At 61.8% G+C, this 22,509-nt stretch carries 17 protein-coding genes and 1 pseudogene; 7 read left to right on the top strand and 11 right to left on the bottom strand.

Annotation, left to right across the window (positions count from 1 at the left end; genetic code table 11):
• Positions 1–125: 125 nt before the first annotated feature.
• On the bottom strand, positions 126–1,160 hold the full coding sequence (gene galE / locus AC1DPR_RS22000; RefSeq protein ID WP_026371969.1) for a UDP-glucose 4-epimerase GalE: 1,035 nt from the start codon (positions 1,158–1,160) through the stop codon (positions 126–128).
• A 623-nt stretch (positions 1,161–1,783) separates the two neighbouring features.
• On the opposite strand from galE, the gene AC1DPR_RS21995 reads away from it, so the two are divergent.
• The 3 genes from AC1DPR_RS21995 (at position 1,784) to AC1DPR_RS21985 (ending at position 3,904) form a co-directional block, all read left to right on the top strand.
• Entirely contained in the window at positions 1,784–2,227 is a 444-nt protein-coding gene (locus AC1DPR_RS21995; RefSeq protein WP_112661309.1) for an SRPBCC family protein, read from the top strand.
• 379 nt (positions 2,228–2,606) lie between these two features.
• Positions 2,607–3,521 carry an alpha/beta hydrolase family protein gene (locus AC1DPR_RS21990; RefSeq protein ID WP_477817164.1) on the top strand — a complete coding sequence of 305 codons (915 nt, stop codon included), beginning with the start codon at positions 2,607–2,609 and terminating at the stop codon, positions 3,519–3,521.
• Entirely contained in the window at positions 3,518–3,904 is a 387-nt protein-coding gene (locus AC1DPR_RS21985; RefSeq protein ID WP_477817163.1) for a hypothetical protein, read from the top strand. Before AC1DPR_RS21990 ends, AC1DPR_RS21985 begins: the two co-directional genes overlap by 4 nt.
• A gap of 48 nt (positions 3,905–3,952) precedes the next feature.
• Here the strand turns inward: AC1DPR_RS21985 and AC1DPR_RS21980 are convergent, their stop codons facing one another.
• Both AC1DPR_RS21980 and mscL read right to left on the bottom strand, forming a co-directional pair.
• Entirely contained in the window at positions 3,953–5,119 is a 1,167-nt protein-coding gene (locus AC1DPR_RS21980) for a pyridoxal phosphate-dependent aminotransferase (RefSeq protein WP_477817162.1), read from the bottom strand.
• A 124-nt stretch (positions 5,120–5,243) separates the two neighbouring features.
• Positions 5,244–5,687 (bottom strand): large conductance mechanosensitive channel protein MscL, encoded by a 444-nt coding sequence (gene mscL, locus AC1DPR_RS21975; protein ID WP_018858571.1) that lies wholly within the window; start codon positions 5,685–5,687, stop codon positions 5,244–5,246.
• A 216-nt stretch (positions 5,688–5,903) separates the two neighbouring features.
• Here mscL and AC1DPR_RS21970 point away from each other — a divergent pair, with 216 nt between their 5' ends.
• Complete coding sequence (locus AC1DPR_RS21970) at positions 5,904–9,407, top strand: PAS domain-containing hybrid sensor histidine kinase/response regulator (protein WP_477817161.1); 3,504 nt, start codon at positions 5,904–5,906, stop codon at positions 9,405–9,407.
• Here AC1DPR_RS21970 and AC1DPR_RS21965 read toward each other — a convergent pair.
• Positions 9,367–9,966: a TetR/AcrR family transcriptional regulator gene (locus AC1DPR_RS21965; protein ID WP_477817160.1), complete on the bottom strand. Its 600-nt coding sequence runs from the start codon at positions 9,964–9,966 to the stop codon at positions 9,367–9,369. The two genes, AC1DPR_RS21970 and AC1DPR_RS21965, sit on opposite strands and share 41 nt — an antisense overlap.
• A 133-nt stretch (positions 9,967–10,099) precedes the next feature.
• Here AC1DPR_RS21965 and AC1DPR_RS21960 point away from each other — a divergent pair, with 133 nt between their 5' ends.
• The gene (locus tag AC1DPR_RS21960; protein ID WP_018858574.1) at positions 10,100–11,299 is read left to right on the top strand and encodes an MFS transporter; all 1,200 of its coding nucleotides are present in this window, start codon (positions 10,100–10,102) and stop codon (positions 11,297–11,299) included.
• A gap of 20 nt (positions 11,300–11,319) precedes the next feature.
• Here AC1DPR_RS21960 and AC1DPR_RS21955 read toward each other — a convergent pair whose 3' ends face one another.
• The 5 genes and pseudogenes from AC1DPR_RS21955 to AC1DPR_RS21935 all read right to left on the bottom strand — a co-directional run.
• Positions 11,320–11,724 (bottom strand): GFA family protein, encoded by a 405-nt coding sequence (locus AC1DPR_RS21955; protein WP_018116993.1) that lies wholly within the window; start codon positions 11,722–11,724, stop codon positions 11,320–11,322.
• A gap of 78 nt (positions 11,725–11,802) precedes the next feature.
• Positions 11,803–12,018, bottom strand: a complete 216-nt coding sequence (locus AC1DPR_RS21950) for a hypothetical protein (protein WP_018116992.1) — start codon at positions 12,016–12,018, stop codon at positions 11,803–11,805.
• A gap of 307 nt (positions 12,019–12,325) precedes the next feature.
• Positions 12,326–16,159 (bottom strand): peptidoglycan-binding protein, encoded by a 3,834-nt coding sequence (locus tag AC1DPR_RS21945; protein WP_477817159.1) that lies wholly within the window; start codon positions 16,157–16,159, stop codon positions 12,326–12,328.
• A 318-nt stretch (positions 16,160–16,477) separates the two neighbouring features.
• Positions 16,478–17,179 carry an SDR family NAD(P)-dependent oxidoreductase gene (locus AC1DPR_RS21940; RefSeq protein ID WP_477817158.1) on the bottom strand — a complete coding sequence of 234 codons (702 nt, stop codon included), beginning with the start codon at positions 17,177–17,179 and terminating at the stop codon, positions 16,478–16,480.
• Between the two features lie 66 nt (positions 17,180–17,245).
• Positions 17,246–17,323, bottom strand: a pseudogene (locus tag AC1DPR_RS21935) (Lrp/AsnC family transcriptional regulator); the annotation flags it as partial.
• 168 nt (positions 17,324–17,491) lie between these two features.
• Here AC1DPR_RS21935 and AC1DPR_RS21930 point away from each other — a divergent pair.
• Positions 17,492–20,032, top strand: a complete 2,541-nt coding sequence (locus AC1DPR_RS21930) for an arylsulfatase (RefSeq protein ID WP_477817157.1) — start codon at positions 17,492–17,494, stop codon at positions 20,030–20,032.
• Between the two features lie 104 nt (positions 20,033–20,136).
• Here the strand turns inward: AC1DPR_RS21930 and AC1DPR_RS21925 are convergent, their stop codons facing one another.
• Complete coding sequence (locus AC1DPR_RS21925) at positions 20,137–20,595, bottom strand: Lrp/AsnC family transcriptional regulator (RefSeq protein WP_018858578.1); 459 nt, start codon at positions 20,593–20,595, stop codon at positions 20,137–20,139.
• A gap of 120 nt (positions 20,596–20,715) precedes the next feature.
• Here AC1DPR_RS21925 and AC1DPR_RS21920 point away from each other — a divergent pair, with 120 nt between their 5' ends.
• On the top strand, positions 20,716–21,999 hold the full coding sequence (locus tag AC1DPR_RS21920) for a cystathionine gamma-synthase family protein (protein WP_477817156.1): 1,284 nt from the start codon (positions 20,716–20,718) through the stop codon (positions 21,997–21,999).
• Between the two features lie 20 nt (positions 22,000–22,019).
• On the opposite strand, the gene AC1DPR_RS21915 is transcribed toward AC1DPR_RS21920, so the two are convergent.
• Positions 22,020–22,391: a hypothetical protein gene (locus AC1DPR_RS21915; RefSeq protein ID WP_037090126.1), complete on the bottom strand. Its 372-nt coding sequence runs from the start codon at positions 22,389–22,391 to the stop codon at positions 22,020–22,022.
• Between the last annotated feature and the right edge of the window lie 118 nt (positions 22,392–22,509).

Below are 22,509 nucleotides of genomic sequence, written 5' to 3'. Positions count from 1 at the left end.
CTCCTCGCTCGTTGCATCCTTCGCGTCGCAATCCGGCGTCAAGCGAACCGGTGCCATCAACCGTCATGCCACCTTAGCGCACTCGACGGCATAGTCGATGGCCGGGCTGGGATTGATTTCGTTTCTCAGAACGAGGCGGCGGCGAGCGCTCGATGGAGGCTCTGAAGATCGTCGACGTTGCGATCCATCAGGAACTGTTCCCAGTCGAGCGCGCTTTGGACGATTGTCTCCAATGAATCGTGTGTCGGCTTCCAATCCAGAACGCGTTGGGCAAGGCTTGAGTCCGCAACAACACTTGCGGCATCGCCCGGACGCCTCGGCGCCATGTGGATCTTGAAGGAGTGTCCGTGCAGGCGCGTGACCATGTTGAGCACGTCGAGCACCGAATAGCCGGCGCCGTAGCCGCAATTGGCAACCAGCGAGCTGCTCCCACGACGCAGATGCTGCAGCGCCTTCAGGTGAACCGCGGCGAGATCGCTGACATGGATGTAATCGCGCACGCCGGTACCGTCATGAGTCGGGTAATCGATGCCGTAGACATGAACGCCGGTGCGTTTGCCGAGTGCCGCCTCGCAGGCGACCTTGATCAGGTGGGTGGCGCCTGATGTCGATTGACCGCTGCGCCCCAACGGGTCGGCGCCGGCGACGTTGAAGTAGCGCAGCGCGACATAGTTGAAGTCGTAGGCTGCCGCCGCGTCCCGCAGCATGAATTCCGTCATCAGCTTGGACTGGCCGTAAGGATTCTCGGGATTGAGCGGCGCGGTCTCCCTGACCGGCTCGGACGTCTTCTGCGGCCCGTAGACGGCGGCGGTGGAGGAAAAGACGAAATGGCGGATGTTGGCATTGATCGCAGCGCTCAACAGCGCCCGCGTCTTGCCGGAATTGTTGTCGTAATAGGCAAGCGGATCGGCGACGGATGCAGGCACGATCGCGGAGCCGGCAAAATGGATAATGGCGTCGACGTCGTTCTCGATGAAGATCGTCTTCAGAAGCTGGGCATCGGCGACATCGCCGAGATAGAAGCGCGCACGCGGAGAGACCGCCCAGCGAAAGCCGGTCGAAAGATTGTCCAGGACAACGACGTCTTCGCCCGCATCCAGCAATGTCCAGACCATGTGGCTGCCGATGTAGCCCGCGCCACCCGTGACCAAAATTGCCATATCCCGCATCCCCGCTTCATTCACGCGGGGGCATCTGACGTTGCTTTCCTTTCAGAATTTCCTATCGAAAGCGCGCTGCGGGGCTTCCTCGCGGGTAAGTTTGATGGCGTGGTTAGAGGCCGATTTCGGGCTCCGCTACAATTTTATCGATGTACTATTTCGAGGGCTCTTTTCTGCGGCAGCTCACAGGTCCTGACTTTCAATGCCGCCGAAGGAATTTGGTAAGATCTTCCCACAGGATCACTATCCCAATGACGAACAGCCCGCCGGGCACCAGATAATACAGGGTCCTGACGGGATAAACGGTGAAATACAGCAGGTACAGGACGCCATAGATTCCGGAGATGACGAGCACCGTTCCCAATAAGAGAGAAATTATCTTCCTCACCACGGTCCCACTCTCCCCGCTAAACCTCTAAGGGAATTGCTACACCAAACATGCCCAAGCTGTATAGCTGGCATGCCAGTCGTAAAGACAACTGGACTGGCAGGAGCAACAATGCCAGCCCTACTGGACACGGAACCGACATAGGCTGAGAGCGAATATTTTCAATCCATTGTCGGAGTGACAAAGATAGGTTCGTCCTCGGGCATTCCCATGCTGCATTCAAAGGAGGATCATCATGCCCAACACGATACGTCTTCACCGCGTCCTGGCGGCCAGCCCTGAGAAAGTCTATCGCGCATTCCTGGAGGCGGATGCGCTAGCCAAATGGCTTCCGCCAAATGGGTTTACCTGCACAGTGCATCATCTGGAGCCAGCGGTCGGCGGAACACACAGGATGTCCTTCCGGAACTTTACGACTGGAAATAGCCACTCCTTTGGAGGCAGCTATCTGGAATTGGTTCCGAACGAGAAGCTCCGTTACACGGACAAGTTCGACGACCCGAACCTTCCCGGTGAAATGGAGGTCACGGTAACCTTGAAGAAGGTCTCTGTCGGCACCGAACTGAATGTTGTCCAGGCGGGCGTACCGGACCTTATTCCCCCGGAGGCATGCTATCTCGGTTGGCAGGAATCGCTGCGCAATCTGGCAAAGCTCGTCGAGCCCGAAATCAACGATTGAGGAGCTAGGCAATCCTAAGCGAAAGTGGAGCTTGGCGGCTGAAGCCGCCTCGCTCCTCCAGGCTATTGCCGTGAGGGAGCCGCAGGCGCACCTTCGTCTGTCAGCTTTTGATCCCATTAAAGCTTGAGGATGTCGTCGCAGCACCGTTGGGCAGCGAACTCGATCTGCGCCGGGTCGCGCACGAAGCGCCAATCGACTAGTGACAACGATAAATAGTTTCCTTCGAGCGCCAGTCTAACCTCTGCGGTTGCAATGCCTCTAACCATCGGGCCGCGAAGATGTTATAGTCCCCACGCTTTAGCATCCGTGGGCAGGCATCCGGAGGGGGATCCATGAGGATGACGAGGAAGCAGTCCGGCCTTGGAAAGAGCGCTGAGGAGTGGGGACGGGCGCGGGAGCAACGACCGAACCCTCCGCCGGAGAGGCGCAAGGCCTTGCGCACCAAACGACCAATCTGCCGACAACGCCGTTGGCCGCCCATCAGACAACCTATTTCTTCAAGAACTCCGCCTTCGAATTCGTCCTCCTGGCGAGCCTCGGTCGCGCCTACTACCAGGGCGCAAACATCGGCAAGGTCCTGTTCACCATCCGGCAGATCGAAGACGGCAACTTCGACAGCGCGTACCAGGCGATGATCGCCGCTGGCGATGAAGCCCGCCTCCTGGCCGAAAACTCGGCAGATGGCGGTCACACGGAAAGCGCGCGGCAGGCCTATCTCTGGGCGCAGAGTTTCTGTGACAGCGCCATCTACTTCGCGGACGGCACCGGTGATCCAATGCGGGTTGCGGCAGCCTGGCAGATGATGGACGATTGCTGGCTGAAGTCGATCGATCTATTCGATCCCCCAGTTGAACAGATCAGCATTCCTTATGAGGGCGTAGGCCTGCGTGGCTTCTATTTCCGGGGCAAGAGCGCCCGGGAAAAGCGCCCCCTGCTGATCCTCGTCAACGGCAGCGACGGCTCAGCGCTCGACATGTGGATGCTTGGCGCAGCCGGAGCAACGGCGCGAGGTTACGACTGCCTGACGTTCGACGGGCCCGGACAAGGTTACGCCCTGTGGAAGCAGCAACTCACCTTCAGGCCGGATTGGGAGCATGTTGTCACGCCGGTGGTCGACTTTGCCCTGGGCCGTCCCGGTGTCGACCGAAGAGGATCGCGATCCAGGGCATCAGCCAGGCCGGATACTGGGTTCCGCGCGCGGTTGCGTTTGAGAAGCGGATCGCCGCCGCCATCGTTGATCCCGGTGTCTGCGATGTTTCCAAATCATGGACGGCCACGCTGCCGCCTCCGATGATCGAACTCCTGAAGGCAGGCCGCAAGGATGAGTTCGACGGCAATCTGAACAAGATGCTGGACCCGGCCACCAAGAAATCCGTGGCCTTCCGGATGAGACCTTATGGCGTGACGTCGTATTTCGACGCCTTCAAAGCGACGATGGCGTACAACCTCATGGACGTTGCCGGGAAGATCGAGTGCCCGATGCTGATTACCGAGCCGGCCAACGAAGCATTCTGGCCAGGGCAGTCGCGCCAGCTATACGACCTCTTGAGCTGTCCCAAGACGCTGATCCCCTTCTCGGCATCCGACGGCGCGGACCTGATCTGCGAGCCGGCGGCATATGGGCTGAGGGACCTGCGCGTGTTCAACTGGCTCGACGAGACGCTCGGAGCAATCTAGCTATGGTCTGGGAAGGATAATCGCCCGGGTCGAGCCGGCTCCACACTCCTAGAGCTTGAGGATGTAGTCGCACAGCCTGTCGGCCGCCATCTGGATCTGGGCCGGGTCGCGCAGGAAGCAGGCGCGCAGAAAGAGCTCGCCGCCAGCGCCGAACGCCGCGCCGGGTGCCAGCCCGACACCCGTCTTGTCGACGATGTCGATCGCTGCCTCGCGGGTGTCGGTCACGCCGTCGATCTTCAGGAATGCATAGAGGGCGCCGTCCGGCTTCAGCGTCTCGACGCGGTTCGTTGCAATCAGCGCGTCGCACAGGATGTCGCGGGAGCGTCTGGCCTTGTCGATGTTCGACTGCACGAAGCTGTCGCCCTCATTCAGGGCCGCGACCGCACCACGCTGCATGAACTGCGCCACGCCCGAGGTCGAATACTGGATGAGGTTCTCGATCACCTGGCCGGTTTGCGGCGGGGCAACGATCCAGCCGACACGCCAGCCGGTCATCGACCAGTTCTTGGAGAAGGAGTTGACGAACATCACCTTGTCGTCGGGCTCCATCACATCGAGGAAGGACGGCGCGCGACCGCCGGCAAAGTAATAGCGCGCGTAGATCTCGTCGGCCATGATCCAGAGATCGTGCTTGCGCGCGAGCGCCAGGATGGCTGCGAGATCATGCTTGGTTGCGGTCCAGCCGGTCGGATTGGACGGCGTGTTGATGAACAGCCCCCTGGTCTTCGGGGTGATGGCTGCCGCGATGCGGTCGAGATCGACCGCCCACTTGCCGCCCTCGAAGGTCAGCTGCACGCCGACCGATCGGGCGCCGGCAATTTCCAGGGCGGCGGCGATGTTCGGCCAGGCAGGCGTCAGGTAGACAAGCTCGTCGCCCGGCGAGGTCAGCGCCTGCACGGCGATCTGGATCGCCTGCATGCCGGAACCAGTGACATAGAAATGCTCGACCGGCAGAGAGACGTCGAAATGTCTGGCATAGTAGTCGGAAAGCGCCTGACGCAGTTCCGGGATGCCGCGCTGATAGGTATAGAACGTCTCGCCGCCCGACAGCGCTTCGATCGCCGCCTTGTTGATGAAATCCGGCGTCGACAGATCTCCCTCGCCGACCCAAAGCGGCAGGAGGCCGTCACGGCCACGGGCATAGTTGACGACTTCGACGATCCCGCTTTCTGGCGCCAGGAGGGCGCGCGGGCTAAGACTGCTGACTATCGACATGCATCACTCCGGTTTGCGCCCATATAAAGCAAATAAGGCGGCAAATCCCATGACATTCGGTGATGCGATATCGATTTTCGTGATGGATGAGCCCCGCGCCCGTCGGCGAAGGCTCATAATCTCATCAGACGGCCGGACGCTTGGCCAGCAGGTCGCGAATTTCCGTCAGCAGCGCCACATCGGCCGGCGGCGCGGCGGCCTCGTCCTTGGCCTCCTTGATCTTCATCTGCTTGTCCACCTGCTTCTGGAGCGTATTCACGCCCTTGACCATCAGGAAGATAATCCATGCGAGAATCATGAAGTTGATCAAAACCGTGATGAAGCTGCCATAGGCCAGGACCGCGCCCTGCTGGCGGGCAGCAGTCAGTGTCGGCGCGTTCACGTTGGACGACAGGCCGATGAAATAGTTGGAAAAGTCGAAGCCGCCGAAAATGGCACCGACGATCGGCATGATGATATCGTCCACCAGCGACCTGACGATCCCCCCGAAAGCGCCGCCGATGATAACACCGACAGCAAGGTCCATGACATTGCCGCGGGCGATAAATGCTTTGAACTCATTGAGCATCCGATCCGTCTCCCTCTGATGCAGTCGCACTGACAGGTCATTGTTTTTATTAGCTACATGTTCAATGCAATTATTCAATTGCCAATTACAAATTATTGGGCCGGCGTGCGGTCTTTGACTTAAGACCTATACACCCCCTGATGTTCAAGGACGCCAAATTCCCGTAATCTCCAATAGTCCGGGAGAACCGGTGCATGGTGCATCGGTGGAGGTTCAATGCTGCCAGGCTGGGTCATACTTGCATCTGCTTTCGGCTATCTGCTGCTGCTCTTTGCGGTCGCGAGCCATGGCGACCGCAGGCGTCGGATGTTCGGAACGCCCGTGGGCGGCCGCCCGGCGGTCTATGCGCTCAGCCTCGCGATCTACTGCACCTCCTGGACGTATTTCGGTGGTGTCGGACTGGCATCGCAACGCGGGCTGGAATTCCTCGGCATCTATATCGGCCCAATCCTCGTCTTCACGCTCGGGATGCCGGTGCTGCGGCGGATCATCGAGCTCGCGAAGGCCGAGAAGCTGACATCCGTCGCCGATTTCATCTCCGCGCGCTACGGCAAGAATCCGGCGGTCGCGACAATCGTGGCATTGATCTCCCTCGTCGGCGCCATCCCCTATATCGCCCTGCAGCTCAAATCGGTGTCGAGCACCGTGACGGCCATGCTCAACCCGTCGGATTACGGCATCGGCAGCGGCAACCTCTATTTTCTCGACCTGCCACTGCTCGTAACGCTAGTGCTCGCCTGCTTCGCGATCATGTTCGGCACGCGCCACACGGATGCGACCGAGCACCAGGACGGGTTGATCCTTGCCGTCGCCATGGAGTCGGTGGTCAAGCTGTTTGCCTTCCTCACCGCCGGCGTCTGCGTGGTCTGGTTCCTTTTCGACGGTCCCTCCGATCTCTGGCAGAAGGCCAGCGAAAACCAGCTCGTGCTCTCGGCCCTGAACTACCAGACACCGATCAGCCGCTGGATCACGCTGACGCTGTTGTCCGCGTTTGCGATCATCATGCTGCCGCGACAATTCCACGTCACCGTTGTCGAGAACAGGACCGCCCGGGAGCTTCGGCTGGCCGGTTTCCTCTTCCCTCTCTATCTCGTTGCCATCAATCTCTTCGTGCTGCCGGTGGCGATCGGTGGCCTGCTGACGTTTGGCGGCAGCGGCAATGCCGATCTCTACGTGCTTTCGCTACCGCTTACCGGGCAGATGCCCTTTGTCTCGCTGATTACCTTCATCGGCGGCTTTTCCGCCGCCACCGCCATGGTGATCGTCGCTTCGGTGGCGCTGTCGATCATGGTGTCGAACGACATCATCATGCCGATCTTCCTGCACCGGAAGCTCGTCGACCGCTCGGGTCAGCGCAGCGATTTCGCCAAGACGCTGCTCAACATAAGGCGCAGCGCGATCTTCGCCGTACTGCTGCTCGGCTACGCCTATTATCGTTCAACCGACAGCACGACGGGGCTGGCCTCGATCGGCCTCCTCTCCTTCGCCGCGATTGCGCAGATGGCCCCTTCCTTGTTCGGTGGCCTTGTCTGGCGGCGAGCCAATGCGCGCGGTGCCATTCTTGGGCTGACGTCGGGCTTCGTGATCTGGGTCTACCTGCTGTTCCTGCCTTCGCTTGGCGGACCGGACTATTCGGGTGTCGCAAGCGCAGTCCTCGGTTTCATCTTTCCCGGCACGACGATCTTTTCGGCACCCGATGCCGATCCGCTGGTCAATGCCACGGTCATGAGCCTGCTCGTCAACACCGCCTTCTTCGTCGTCGGATCGGTGACACGCAATGCGCGGCCGCTCGAACGCATCCAGGCCGGCATCTTCGTCAAGCGGCAGTCCCGCTCGCAGTTTGCCACGCGCGGCTGGAAGACCCGCATCAGTATCGCCGATCTCAAGGCGACGGTCTCGCGTTATCTCGGCGAGGAGCGCATGGAGCGTTCGTTCCAGACCTACCAGCAGAATTCGGGCCGCAAGCTGGAGGACGACCAACCAGCCGACATGGCGCTCATTCATTTTACGGAACAGCTGCTCGGCAGCGCCATCGGCTCTTCCTCCGCTCGACTTGTGCTGTCGCTGATCCTTCAGAAAGTGGAGGACGCCTCGGCCGACACCGCCTGGCTGCTCGACCAGGCGAGCGAGGCCCTGCAATATAACCAGGACATGCTGCAGACGGCGCTGTCTCAGATGGACCAGGGCATCGCTGTCTTCGACAGCTCGAACAACCTGACGATCTGGAACCGCCGTTTCCGGCAGTTGCTGGACCTTCCGGAGAATACCGGACAGGTGGGCTTCCCGCTCGCCGACATCGTGGCGATCCTCAGCCAGCGCGGCGATGTGCCAGCCGGCGACGTCAACCAGACCGTCCGGCACTTCCTGACGCTGGACAAACCCTTCGCGCTGGTGCTCGGCGGCGGCGAACGCATCATCGAAGTGTGCTCCAACGCGATGCCGGACAAGGGCATCGTCGCAACCTTTACCGACATCACCCAACGCGTCGCCGCCGACCGAGCGCTCAAGCAGGCGAACGAAACGCTGGAACAGCGCGTTGCCGAGCGGACGGCGGAACTGACCCGTGTCAATCGCGAACTCGGCGAAGCGAGAGCCGCCGCTGACGAAGCCAATCTAGGAAAGACACGCTTCTTCGCCGCTGCCGGGCACGACATCCTGCAGCCGCTCAATGCGGCCCGGCTCTATTCCTCGGCGCTTGTCGAGCGCATGGGAAAGTCCGAAAGCAGTGCGATCGTTCGCAACATCGATTCCGCGCTGGAATCGGTCGAAACCATCCTTGGCGCGGTTCTCGATATTTCGCGGCTGGACACCGGGGCGATGCGGCCGCGCCTCGCCTCCGTGCCACTTTCCGACCTGCTGGAGCGGATCCAAACGGACTTCGAGCCGATCGCCCGTGAGAAAAACCTGAAGCTGGTGGTGATGCCAACCTCGCTTCGGGTCCGCTCCGATCCCAACCTGCTTCGCCGCCTCGTGCAGAATCTTGTTTCCAACGCGATCAAATACACGATCGACGGAAAGGTGCTGGTTGGTGCGCGTCGGCGCGGACATCAGGTCGTCATCCAGGTGATGGATTCCGGGATCGGCATTCCCCCTTCGAAGTTCCGGACGGTCTTCAAGGAATTCGCCCGTCTCGACGAAGGCGCCAGGACGGCTTCCGGACTGGGCCTCGGCCTCTCGATCGTCGATCGCATCGCGCGTGTCCTCAATCACCCGGTGGAACTCCACTCGACACACGGCAAGGGCACGGATTTCCGCATCGTCATGCCGCGCGACGCGTCGCGACTACTCGAGCGCTTGGGTGCAGCCCAGCCGGTGGAGCATTCGGCGCAGAGCCTGCAGGGATTGAAGGTCCTCTGCGTCGACAACGAGCCGCATATTCTGGAAGGCATGCAGCTGCTGATCAGCGGCTGGGGCTGCGAGGTGCGATGCCTGGGTTCGCTGGCCGATGTCGGCGCGCTCGATACACGCCAGCCGCCGCCGGATCTCGTGATCGCGGACTATCACCTCGGCGACGGCACCGGCGTTTCCGCCATCCTGACGCTCAGGGAGCGTTTCATGGCGTTCATTCCGGCGCTGATCGTCACGGCCGACCGCACGCCGGAGGTCCGCGCCGAAGTCGAGCGGCACGGCATTGGGCTCCAACACAAACCGGTGCGCCCGGCAGCGTTGAGGGCCTACATTACGCAGATTTCCGCTCAGAAGCGGGCGGCGGCGGAGTGACCGCCGCATCCTTCGCCATCACGCCGGACACGAGGCCGCGCACACGCTCGGCGGTTGGCTCGTCGCCGAAAAGTATGCGGTAGATGATCGGCGCAACGACCTGATCCATCACGCTATCGACCAGCGGAAAGCTCTCGCCGCGCGCGAGCGCCCGATCGCTCAGCAGCTCCACCTGCTCGCGGGTGAAGGCGCAGCACTTGGCGGCATTGGCATTGTCCTGCGCGGCCAGCACGTCGCGGATAATCTCGCGCCCAACGCCGGAGGACATCTCCTCGGCATACTGTTCCGCCCAGGCTTCAAGATCGCTTCGGCCGCTGCCGGTGTCGATCGGCTGCATGTCCGGGAGCAGGCGCTCGACGGCGACGTCGGCCAGCAATTCCTGCAGGTCGCCCCAGCGACGGTAGATGGTCGACGGGGTAACGCCGGCCTTTGTTGCAATCAGCGGGATTGTCACGTCTGCCCGGTCCATGTCGGCCAGCAGTTCGCGGACTGCCTGATGCACTGAAGCCTGCACCCTGGCGCTGCGGCCGCCCGGCCGGGGATTTTCTTTTGCTGCCATTTCTAACGTCCTGTTTCCTGCGCCGGCGCATGGTTCAACATCTTTGATCGAGCTATTAACGCAAATTATTTGCTTTTAGTGGCAGGTCGACCTACATGGCTAACGCAACAAATTAGCTTTAAGAGGCTTATATATGTTCGGCGCCGCCAAATCCACACCGACCTCCCGTAATCCGATCCCCTTCCATGCAATTACGCTGGCAACCTTCTTCGGCGCTTCCGCAGCGCCGACGCCGCTCTATCGAATCTATCAGGAAAGCTTTGCGGTCTCGCCGGTGCTGATCACCGTGATCTTCGCGGTTTATGCCTTCGCGCTCCTGACTGCACTGCTGATAGCGGGCTCGATCTCCGACCACCTCGGCCGCAAGCCGGTGATCTTCACCGCCCTGATGTTGGAGATCGTCGCCATGGCGTTGTTCGTCGTGGCAAGCGGCCCAGACTGGCTGATCGCGGCGCGGATCGTGCAAGGCCTGGCAACCGGAATTGCCGGCGCCTCGATTGGGGCAGCATTGGTCGACGTCGACCGGGCGAAGGGCCAGATCGTCAACTCCATCGCACCGCTGTCAGGCATGGCGGTCGGTGCAGTCGGCACGAGCGCCCTGATCCAGTATGGTCCCTTCCCGCTCCACCTCGTCTATGCCATCCTGCTCGCGGCTTTCGCCGGGCAAGCCGGCGCCATCTGGGCGACCCGGGAGACTGGCGGCCGTCGGCCGGGTTTCTGGAATTCGTTGAAGCCGACAATTTCGATTCCGCCGCAGGTCAAACGGCCGCTCGCCTTGGTGACGCCGATCAACATCGCCAATTGGACGCTTGGCGGCTTCTACCTCTCGCTGGTGCCGTCATTGGTCGCCAGCACGACGGGCAGCCGGGCGCCGCTCACGGGCGGGTTGATCGTGACGGCGCTGATGGTGTCGGGGGCGGTTGTGGTCTATCTCAGGCGCGCCAAGTCCGGCGCGGCCAATCTCGGCTTCGGCACGGCGGCGACCACGCTTGGAATTCTGACTGTTGTCGCCGGCGTCCACCTCGGCAACGTGCCGCTGCTGCTCGTCGGCACCTTCTTTACCGGCGCCGGATTCGGCACAAACTTCCTCGGGTCGATCGGCACGATCATGCCGCTCGCCAAGGCCGACGAGCGCGCCGGCCTGTTGTCGGCCTTCTATATCCAGAGCTATCTGGCGTTTAGCCTTCCGGCCATTCTCGCCGGCTTCCTCGCCAAGTCTCTCGGCTACCAGCTGACCACCGATCTCTACGCAACGGCGATCATTCTGGTAACCGGCGCCGGGCTTCTCGGCCTGCGCGCCGATCGCAGCAGGGCTGCCAGGCTGCCTGCCTGAGACTAGAACCCTGAAAGGGCCTAGAGGTAACTCGTCACCGCCGGCTCATTCCACCAGTTGTCGTGGCGCCCATCCATGTAGCGGATGGGCAGCGCGGCGAGCTCCTCCGGCGTTATGTCGTCGAGGCAGGCGATATTGATCGAAACGTAGTCGCCACCGATCTCGGGAATATGGCCATGCCCGTAGGCATGCAGGCCGCAGATCCGGCAGAAGCGGTGATGGCCGCTCATCGATGCGAACTGGTAGTCGCCCGCCGCTGTCTCCTCGCACAGCAGGCGGAAATCCTCAGGCTTGACGATCGCGCCCCAATAGCGCCGCTTGCCGCAGACCGAGCAATTGCAGCGACCGGTGCCGGCCTGGAGATCGGCATCGACCTCATAGCGGATTTTGCCGCAATGGCAGCTGCCCGTGTAGGTTCTCTTCATGGGGTTCCTCCTCCGCCCTTTGCAACGGCCGGAGTCGCCGAGTTCAGTCGATGGCCACCGCGTCCAGGCAAGACAAAATCAGGCTTCCTGCCCCGCCTGCAGTCTATTGGAATTGATCGAGGCTGCATGCGCTTCAAGAATGGCGGCGGCGATAACTTTCTGAAGCTCGTATACCAGCGTACGCGACCGCTTGCGATCCAGATCTTGCGCCGCCTTCGCAAGATTCAATCCCTCGTTCAGGACAATATGATGAGCTCGCGTCAGCGCCCAACTCTCAATATCCAGACCTATCATTCGGAATCTCCGCCAAATCATTCAGCATCAAAGATATTCACGAATCACGATACGCAGAGCACTTACGCAGCAAGAAGAATCATAGTTGCAATATTTTGCAAATAGCATTTGCCAAAGAAATACACGTCGAATGCGAAATTACTCCGCCTGAGCCACGATAAAATACAATCGTGCCATTCGCGGGTCGATCAACTGCATCAAGGCCTGTGCTCATAGGTATTCCGCGAAGCTTGCACGGACCTGCACGCCAAGCGCGCATACGTGCCGATCTCTCATGCGCGGCCTGGGAGATCGGGCGAACGTTTGGTCAGACCTTGGTGGCAGGACCCTTGTTGCGCGCCAGCAGGGCCTTCACCGTATCGTCGTTGATCTTCCCGCTCGGCTCCTGGCCGATCGATTTCTGGAAGTTCTTGATCGCCGCAACCGTCTTCGCGCCCATCTCGCCGTCCGGCTGGCCAGCGTCGAAGCCGTTGTTGTTGAGGATCGCCTGGATGTTGCGGATCGCCTTCTTCATATCGACGGTCGAGGTCTTGGTGGCATTGCCGACCCACTCGTCGGGAAGGTCCACGCCATTCGCCTTGCTGTCGAGCGGCACGGCCTTCCACTGGTCAACCTTGGCACGCGCCTTCTCAAGCTGGTCCGGCTTCATGGCTTTCGCAACTTCCTCGCGCTTCTGTGCCGCGTCCTTGTCACCGCCCTTGGCGGCAATCGCAAACCACTTGTAGGACTCGGTCAGATCCTGCGTGATCCCATTGCCGCGGGCACAGAGGATCGCCAGGTTGAACTGGCTGTCGGTGATGCCGAGGTCAGCTGCCTTGACGAACCAGTCCGCGGCTGCCTTGTAATCCTGCTGGCCGAGCGCGCCGGAGGCATAGAGCACGGCGAGATTGTGCATCGCGCTGGCGTTGCCGCGGTTTGCCGCCTGCTCGTAATACTGCTTCGCCTTGGCGATGTCGCGGTCGACGCCTGTGCCCTTCTCGTAGATGTTTCCGAGGCGATACTCCGCCGGGCCGAAGCCCTTGTCGGCGGCGAGCTGATACCAGCTTATCGCTTCCTTCGGATCGGCGGCGACGCCGGCCCGGCCTTCGCTGTAGCGGGCGCCGATTTCAAACAGCGCCAGCGGATCGCCGCTCCTGGCGGCATCCGCGAGCGACTTCGGCTGTACCGCGTCGGGAATGGCAATGCCGGCTGTTTCCGCCACCGGAGCGGCAGGCGTCGTCGCCATGCCGGCAGCAGCCGGCGTCGTTTCCTTGGCAACGAAACCGGAGGCGTCCTGGGGAGCGCCGGAGGGCGCGAGCGGGGCAACCGCGTCGCCGGTCAGCGGTGCGGCGGCCGTCAGATGGTCGGGTGCTGCCGGCGCCGGTGCCGTATCGCTGCTCGCAAGCGGCGCGGCCAGTGCGTCCACGGCCGGGGCTTCAGTGGCCGGAACCTCCGGAGCGGCTACCACGGCCTGGTCGGGCGCCGTCTCGCTGTCCACCGGCAGGGCATTGCTGGATGAATCGGTCAGCACCGCCACTTCGGCGGACGGCGCCGGCTGGCCGGTCGTCAGCGTGCGGGCAAGCGGGAACGCCATGATGGCCAGCAATACGGCACCGACGGCCAGCAGGATCGGACGGCGGAAGCGCGAGAAGGCGCTCCCCTTCACCGCATCCTTGTCCTTTGCCTTCCTGTCGGCCTTGGCTGGCTGTGGCTTGGCGCTCGGCTCTGTCTCCATCGCAGCAGCCTGCGCGGCGCGGCGGGCTGCGGCGATGTAGTCCGCGCGCTCGTTTTCCGTTGCCGGCTTCGCATTCACGCGGGCGGCGTTCTGGCTGGCGCGCACGCGCTCGAGGATCTTCTTGACGTCAGGCGCGCCGGAGCCGGGCTCCAGTGGCTCATTGGCAGCTTCCGGCGGCATCACATCGACCGGATCGATGGAAGGAGCCGGGTCGATGAGCGTGCGTTCAGCGGTGGCGGCCTCAGCCTTGGCCTTCTTGCCGGGCAGCAGGCGCTTGCCGAGGCCAGCAAGCAGGCTACCCTTGGAGGGAGCTGCGGATGATACGGGCTTCATTGCCGCTTCGATCGCGACCACACTGGTGTCGGTCGTCGCCATGACCGGTAGGGCGGGCGCTTCGTCGGCGACCTCGGGCTGACTGCTTGCCGAGGCGCGGGTTCCGAAAACCACCGGCTTCTGTGCTTCCTCGGCGCCGGCCTGCATCATCGTAAAAGTATCGACGGCAAAATCGACATCGGCCGCCGGCATTCTCGCTGCCGGCCTTGCGACCGCGCGGTCTTCCATGGTGTCCAGTCGCTCGGCGATCTGGACCAGCGTTTCGTGCAGGGCCTGGAAGGTCTTGTGCGTGCGCTCTTCGCTGCTGCGGCTCAGGTCTTCGAGCTGACGCAAGTCTTCGGCAAGCGCATGGAGCGCCGACATATCAGCCGCAGCCGGCGCGCCACCTTGCAGGGCACCGTTTCTTGCATAGGCTTCGACCACCGCTTCCGCCGCCTGGCGGGCAGCCTCGATGATGTATTCGTCGCTGGTCGCCATGTAGTCTTCGATCGCGCCCATGCGGCGGTCGAATTCCGCCGGCAGTTCGGCAGCCGGCCGCGGCTCGCTCATAAGCGCCGAAAGGTTTGCGATCTGGTCCTCGAGGTTGCGTAGCGCATGCGTATCAGCCGCCGGTGCCGCGGTGCTTTCCTCCAGGCGTGCGACGATATCGCCGAGCCGCCCTTCGATGCGCCTGATAGCACTGTCGTCCACGGAAGCAACGACGGGCTGAAGCGGCTGGAAGTCCATCTCGTCGATGCGGCGCGCGAGATAGTCGAGGCGCTGCGCAAGCGCATCGTTGACCGAGCCGACTTCGAGTGCGTCGATCTTGCGCGAGATATCTGCGAGTGCGCCGGTCAGTTCCGGCTGTGGCGCAGCCTTGTGGCTCCGCTCGAGCAGGTAGGACAGATGTTCCAGGCGCTCGTCGAGGCGCGAGGTCGCCTCGGCGTTGGCGAGTTCCTCGACGCGCAACGTCAGGGTTTCCAACCGATCCGCCAGGGCATCGGTCGGGGCCGCGCGGCTCGCGACGCTATGACCCATTAGATCGATCTGCTCGCCCAGGGCGTTCAGGCGGCCTTCGAGACGATGCATCATGGCCGGATCGCCGCTGGCGGCAGCGCGGCCGGTTGCCGCGATAGCACGGCTGATTTCGTCGAGACGGCTATCCATTGCCGCAAACTGCTCGGCCATCGCCCGATCGTGCGGCTGGATCATGCTGCCGAACTGCTCCATCGCCGTGGCGATGGAAATAAGCTTGTCCTCCAGCGCGCGAACGGCCGGGCTTTCCCCCATGCCGCCGATATGGCGCTTGATATCGTCGAGCCGGTAGGCAAGCGCCACAAGCTCCTCCTGCAGGCCGGCGGTGTCGAGCGCATGCAGCTGGTTCTCGACGCCGTCCCAGCGGGTCTCCATGTGGCGAATGGAATCCTCGCGGGCGAGCCCGTCCATCAACGAGCGGAGCTCTTCGAACTCGCCACGCAGCCCTTGCGCCTCAGGCGCGCTGGAGCGGCTGGCAAGCTGATCGATGCTGCTTGCGAGGCGGGTCATATCGGCACGGATGTCATCGGCGAACCGGTTGTCTTCCGCGCCGACCTTGATGCTGCGGATCTCTTCTCGCAATGCGTTCATTTCGCGCGTCACGCCATCGGAGATGTCACGCTTCAGGTCCTGGCGAAGATTGACGAGCGCTTGCGCGATCTCGGTCATCGTGTCTTCCGCCGGACGATAGGCCGGCTGTGCCGAGGCCGGTTGCGCAGCGGCGGGACGCGGCGCGCGTTCGGCAACAGGGAGCGGCGCACGCGACGGAGCTGGCTGCTCGCGCGTGTAGGCGGCGGGTTCGCGCGCAGCAGGACGTTCCCGGCTTGCTTCCAGGATGCGCTGGCGCTGGCGAATTTCTGCGAAAGGATCCGGCCGCGCCTCGGCGGCATGGGATGCGCGGGCGGCGTAAGGATCAGAGTAGACGTCGCGCTCCGGCGCCGGAGCGCGTTGGCGCTGGTCGCGAGCACCCGCACCCATCAGACCCTCGATCCTCGCCTCCAGGCCTTCGATGGTGCGGTTCAGCGCATCGAGCGAAGCCCTGTCGGAATGCCGTGGGGAATTTGATCGCGATCCGTTCATCTTCTTGCTCGCTTCATCTGTCCGAACCCTCGTCAGGGCCGATCATTGGCTTCCGTCACCGCCGCATCGGAATGCGGGCGTGAGCACCGTTCATGAAGGGGTAATCAATTAGACTTTCCTCAACCTGTACGGCGTAGCGGCATTCCCATGAAACGCGAGACTGAAAAAAGGAATGCAAGTCGCCAATGCTCAAACAGCACCTTTCACGAAACGTGGTAAATAACCCGTTAACCGACGTGAGATTTTTTTAACTTTTCAGGATTTTCAGCACTTTGCGTGCTGAAATCGGCCAGTCCCCTGAAAGGCTCAAGACGGAAATCAGAACGATTCCGTCCATGGCCGAACCTCGATTTCCTGTGACCAGGCGCTTCGGTGCTGCAGTAAGACATCGATGTAGGTCTGCGCGATGGCATCCGGGTCGAGCGTCGCATCCGGCTTGGCCGGGTCTTCCCGGCGCACCTCCGATCGGATTCCGCCATCGATGATGAAATGGGCGACGTGAATTCCCTTCGGCCCCAATTCACGGGCAGCGCTCTGGGCAAGGCCGCGAAGGGCGAACTTGCCCATGGCAAACGCGGCCGACTGGGCATATCCCTTCACGCTCGCCGTCGCCCCGGTAAACAGGATCGCTCCGCGCCCTTGGGGGATCATGCGCCTTGCAGCCTGCTGGCAAACGAGAAAGCCGCCATAGGCGCTGACCGCAATTGCCTGTTCGACCGCTGCCGGATCGAGTTCGGTCAACGGTCCGCGCAGGCGCCCGCTGGCGTTATAGACTACAACCTCCGGATCCCCGATTTCCGCCGCGACCTTGTCGAAAAGGGCGGCGACGGACGCCGGCTGGGCGGCATCCGCCGCAAACATCAGCGCGCCGGTTTCGCCAGCGAGTTTGCTCAGCTTGTCGGTGTTGCGCGCCGCCAGCGCGACCCTGACGCCGCGCCCGGTCAGTTGACGCGCAAGCGACGCGCTGAGGCCCGGGCCTGCACCGACGATGAGAGCGGAACTGTAAGGAAACTCGGTCATAGCTGTCCTCCGGTCGTTGTCGAAGAAACCTGCGGCGCAGGTGAGCATCAAGCTTGCCTGCGGATACTACACCCACCGCGCCTGGATGGTATTCATCTCAAAGCTGGTCTCGATCGTATCGACGCATTTCAAGCGGGCGATCTTTCCATGATAAACCGCCGCTCCTCGAGGCCGGCCTAGACCACTCCACCATTGTGCTAATGCCCCACGCGCATGGTTTTGGCCTCGCTCTCGTGATATCTTCTACCAGAAGTAAACGAACCGCTTGGAATGAATGGGAGTTCGAATTTGGGCTAGTTGGAGGGAACCGTCATGAAACTGACGAGACTGATGTCCCTGGCTTCCGCCGTAGCAACATTGGCTCTTGCTACAGGAGCGGCATATGCACAACAAGTCACCGGAACACTGGGTGCGCCGGGTGCTACGACAACCATCGATGGCAGGCAGCTGCCGGCGCCGGACCCGAGTTTCGGCGGTACCATCACCAACGATGCTCTCAGTTCGAAACCCTGGTGGGCGCCCCGTATCGTGCCGCCGAAAGGAGCGCCGAACATCCTGCTGGTCATCACGGATGACGCAGGCTTCGGTGTGCCGAGCACGTTCGGCGGCGTTATTCCGACACCAACCATGGATCGCGTCGCCGCCAATGGCCTTCGGTACAACAATGTCCACTCGACTGCCTTGTGCTCGCCGACCCGCGCGGCTCTCATCACCGGACGGAACCATCATTCGGTCGGGTTCGGCGTGATCTCCGAGCAGTCGACGGGTTTCCCCGGCTATAATAGTATCATCCCCGAGGACAAGGCCACCATCGGCCGGATCCTGCGCGACAATGGTTACGCCACCTCCTGGTTCGGCAAGGACCATAACACCCCGGCCTTCGCCGCCAGCTCGATCGGGCCGTTCGACAAATGGCCGACTGGCATGGGATTCGAATATTTCTACGGTTTCGTCGGCGGCGACGCGAACCAGTGGCAGCCGAACCTGTTCCGCAACACCACCCAGATCTATCCCTTCGAGGGCAAGCCAGGCTGGAACCTCGTGACCGGCATGGCCGATGACGCCATTGATTATCTCACTCGCCTCAACCAGACGGCGCCTGACAAGCCTTTCTTCATGAAATACGCGCCCGGCGCAACACACGCGCCTCATCACCCGACGAAGGAGTGGGTAGAGAAGATCAGCGCCATGCATCTCTTCGACCAAGGCTGGAACAAGCTGCGCGAGCAGATCTTCGAGAACCAGAAGAAGCTGGGCGTGATCCCGCAGGACACGCAGCTGGAGCCCTGGCCCTCCAGTATCCTCAAGAACTGGGACGATCTGAAACCAGAGGACCAGAAACTCTTCATCAGGCAGGCGGAAATCTATGCCGCCTACGCCGCCTACAGCGACCACGAGATCGGGCGCGTCGTCCAGGCGATCGAGGACATGGGCAAGCTCGACAACACGCTCGTCATCTACATCAACGGCGACAACGGTACGAGCGCGGAAGGCGGCCCTCTCGGCACACCCAATGAGGTGGCGTTCTTCAACGGCATCAATGAAATGCCGACCGATGTACAGATGAAATGGTATGACGTCTGGGGTACCGAACAGACCTACAACCACATGTCGGCGGGCTGGTCCTGGGCCTTCGATACGCCCTTCTCCTGGTTCAAGCAGAACGCCTCGCGGCTCGGCGGCGTCGGGCAGAACATGGCAGTCTCCTGGCCGGCACGGATTACCGACAAGGGTGGCTTGCGCGAGCAATTCATGCACGTGATCGATATCGTCCCGACGCTGCTTGAGGTAACAGGCATTCCGGCGCCGGACATGGTGGACGGCATCAAGCAGGCGCCGATCGAGGGAACGAGTTTCGCCTATACTTTCGACAAGGTGAATGCCAAGGCGCCGACTCGCCACAAGACGCAGTATTTCGAGATGTTCGGCCAATGGGCCCTTTACAATGACGGCTGGCTGCTCAGCACCAAGGTAAACCGTGCGCCCTGGGAAGCCTTCGGCACCGCCAACCCGGACCCGCTAAACAACCAGGTCCTTCAGCTCTATGATCTGAGCAAGGATTTCAGCCAGTCGCAGGACGTCGCCGCTGAGAATCCCGACAAGGTCAAGGCGATGAAGGATCTCTTCCTCGCCGAGGCGAAGAAATACGAGGTCTTCCCGATGGACGCCTCGGTCGCCGCACGCATCGTCGCCCCGCGCCCGAACATCACGGCCGGCCGCACCGAGTTCACCTACACGCATCCGATGACGGGCCTGCCGCAGGGCGACTCGCCGTCCCTGCTCAACAGCTCCTACACGATCACCGCCGACATCGACGTGCCACAGGGGGACGCTGAAGGCATGATCCTGACTTCGGGAGGCCGCTTCGCCGGTTACGGCTTCTATCTTCTCAAGGGCAAGCCGGTGTTCCTCTGGAACCTGGTCGATCTGAAGCGGGTGAAATGGCAAGGGCCGGATGCGCTCACTGCCGGCAAGCACATGCTCGAATTCGACTTCCAGTATGATGGCCTCGGCATCGGAACGCTCGCCTTCAACAACATGAGCGGCGTCGGCCGATCGGGCACGGGCACACTCAAGGTGGACGGCAAGGTCGTGGATACCCAGAAGATGGAACACACCCTTCCGATGATCCTGCAGTGGGATGAGGCTTTCGACGTCGGTTCCGACACGCTAACGGGCGTCAACGATGCCGACTACTCGCCGCCCTTCGCGCTGACTGCCAAGCTCAACAAGCTGACGATCAAGGTGGATCGCCCGACCTTGAGCGAGGACGACATCAAGAAACTCGAGGATGCGCAGGCGGTGGCTGTGGACGGTAGCCCGATCCACCACATGCAGCCTGCGCCGCAATGATCGCGTTGAAACACGCCGGCACTGCGGGCACCGATGTCAGCCATCCGCCCCAGCATGCGGCGCCTAACGAAATAGATGCCCGGATCGTGACAAGCTTGCGGATACTACACCCGCCGCGCCTTGATCGTATTCATCACGAAGCTGGTTTCGATCGTATCGACGCATTTCAGCCGGGCGATCTTTCCCTTGATGAACCGTTCGTAGTCCTCGAGGCCTGAACTCATCACCTTCAGCACGTAGTCGCGCGATCCGGTGACGAGATGGCACTCCAGTACCTCGTCCCACCCGCGAACCGCGCTCTCGAACATCTGGATTTCGTCCTCGTGCTGGCGGCTGAGCCGAACCGAAGCCAGCGCCGTCATCGTCCAGCCGTCAATGGTGGGATCGACGAGTGTCGTGTAGCCCTGAATGATGTCAGCATCCTCCAGCCGGCGCAGACGGCGCAGGCAGGCGGACGCAGAAAGCCCGACACGCTCGGCAAGCTCGTTGTTGGGAAGGCGAGCGTCGCTCATCAGCTCCTTGAGGATTTTCCGATCCATATCGTCAGCAATTTTCTGCGTCACAATTCGCCATTCTCCGCAATAAGTTGCTTTATAGAGCATAGCCGCGCGGCAAATAGCAAGAACAGTCCGCGCGTTCTGATATAATTTGCGAGCATCACGGCATCTCGCGAGGAGACGACAATGACCGCACCGCATCCTTCCAAGACTCATATCGGCAACCACGCCCTGTATCCCGAAACGCAGATGCTGAACTATGGCTACGATCCGGAATTGTCGGAAGGGGCGGTAAAGCCACCGGTGTTCCTGACGTCGACCTTCGTCTTCAAGTCCGCCGAGGACGGCCGCGACTTCTTCGACTACGTCTCCGGCCGCAAGGAACCGCCAGAAGGCAAAGGCGCGGGGCTCGTCTATTCGCGCTTCAATCACCCCAACAGCGAGATCGTCGAGGACCGGCTTGCCGTGTACGAGCGAACAGAAAGCTGCGCCCTATTTTCGTCAGGTATGTCGGCGATCGCCACGACGCTCTTGGCCTTCGTTCGTCCCGGCGATGCCGTGCTCCACTCCCAGCCGCTCTACGGTGGAACGGAAACCCTGCTGGCCAAGACCTTCCTCAATCTCGGCGTTGCGGCGGTGGGCTTTGCCGATGGCGTCAGCGAGGCATCGGTGCAAGCGGCTGCGGAACAAGCCATGGCCAAGGGCCGGGTGTCTGTCATCCTTGTCGAGACGCCAGCCAATCCGACAAACAGCCTCGTCGACGTCGCAATGATCCGCCGTGTCGCAGACGCGATCGGCAGGAAACAGGGACACACGCCTGTTATTGCTTGCGACAACACGCTGCTTGGCCCTGTCTTCCAGCGGCCGATCGAGCACGGCGCCGATATCTCGCTCTACTCGCTGACCAAGTATGTCGGCGGCCACTCGGACCTGATCGCGGGTGCTGCCCTCGGCTCGAAGGCCGTCATGAAGCAGGTCAAGGCACTGCGCGGCGCGATCGGCACGCAGCTTGACCCGCACTCCTGCTGGATGCTCGGCCGCTCGCTGGAGACCCTGCAGATCCGCATGGAGCGGGCCAACAACAACGCCCGCGTCGTTGCCGACTTCCTGCGCGAGCATCCAAAGGTCGAGGGGATCCACTACCTGCCCTATCACGACGCCAATTCGCCGGTCGGGCGGACCTTCGCGGCGCAGTGCAGCGGTGCGGGATCGACCTTTTCGTTCGATATCGTTGGCGGCCAGCCGGCCTCGTTCAAGTTCCTGAACGCCCTGCAGATCTTCAAGCTCGCGGTCAGCCTCGGCGGCACGGAATCGCTCGCCAGCCATCCGGCAACGATGACGCATTCGGGTGTGCCGGCCGACGTCCGCCAGCGGATCGGCGTCCTGGAATCGACCATCCGCCTGTCGATCGGCATCGAGCATCCGGACGATCTCGTCGCCGACCTGCAACAGGCATTGGACGCCGCGTGAACCTGGAGCCTAGCGGCGGCTCAGGCCGCCGCCGTTTCCCTCACATCGTCGAGCAGGAAATGCACGACGACGTACTTCGTCGTGTAGTGGCGGCCGCTGTCGGAAACATTGTCGACGCTGCCGCCATCGGCGGGGTGCCACCGATGATAGTGCGGATTGGTGGTGATCAAGGTGATCGCCTTGCCGGCCATCTTGCCATCGAGACGGTAGCGCATTTCGGCCAGCGGCCAGATGCGCTCGTAGTCCTCCATGGACATGCGGACCTTCAGGGCCTTGCGGCTCACCGCCTCGCTGCGTGAGCCGTCTTCGTGCTCCACCGCCGGCAGCTCCAGCGTGACTTCCTCGGCTCCATCGAGAATGGAATTGAACTCCTCCGGCCACATCCGTCTCATAAAATCGCTCCTCCAAAGCTCTTTCATCAGTCTGCCTTGTGAAATCTAGCCCGTCTTCCCCCGGAAGCAAACAGTTCCGGCAAAGCTTAGACGAAAGCCTCACGCGCAGTGTGGGCGT

It is taken from the genome of Rhizobium sp. 01T417 (assembly GCF_056398905.1).
Note: the sequence above shows the minus strand (reverse complement) of the source record. Positions and strands in the feature narration are given on the sequence as shown.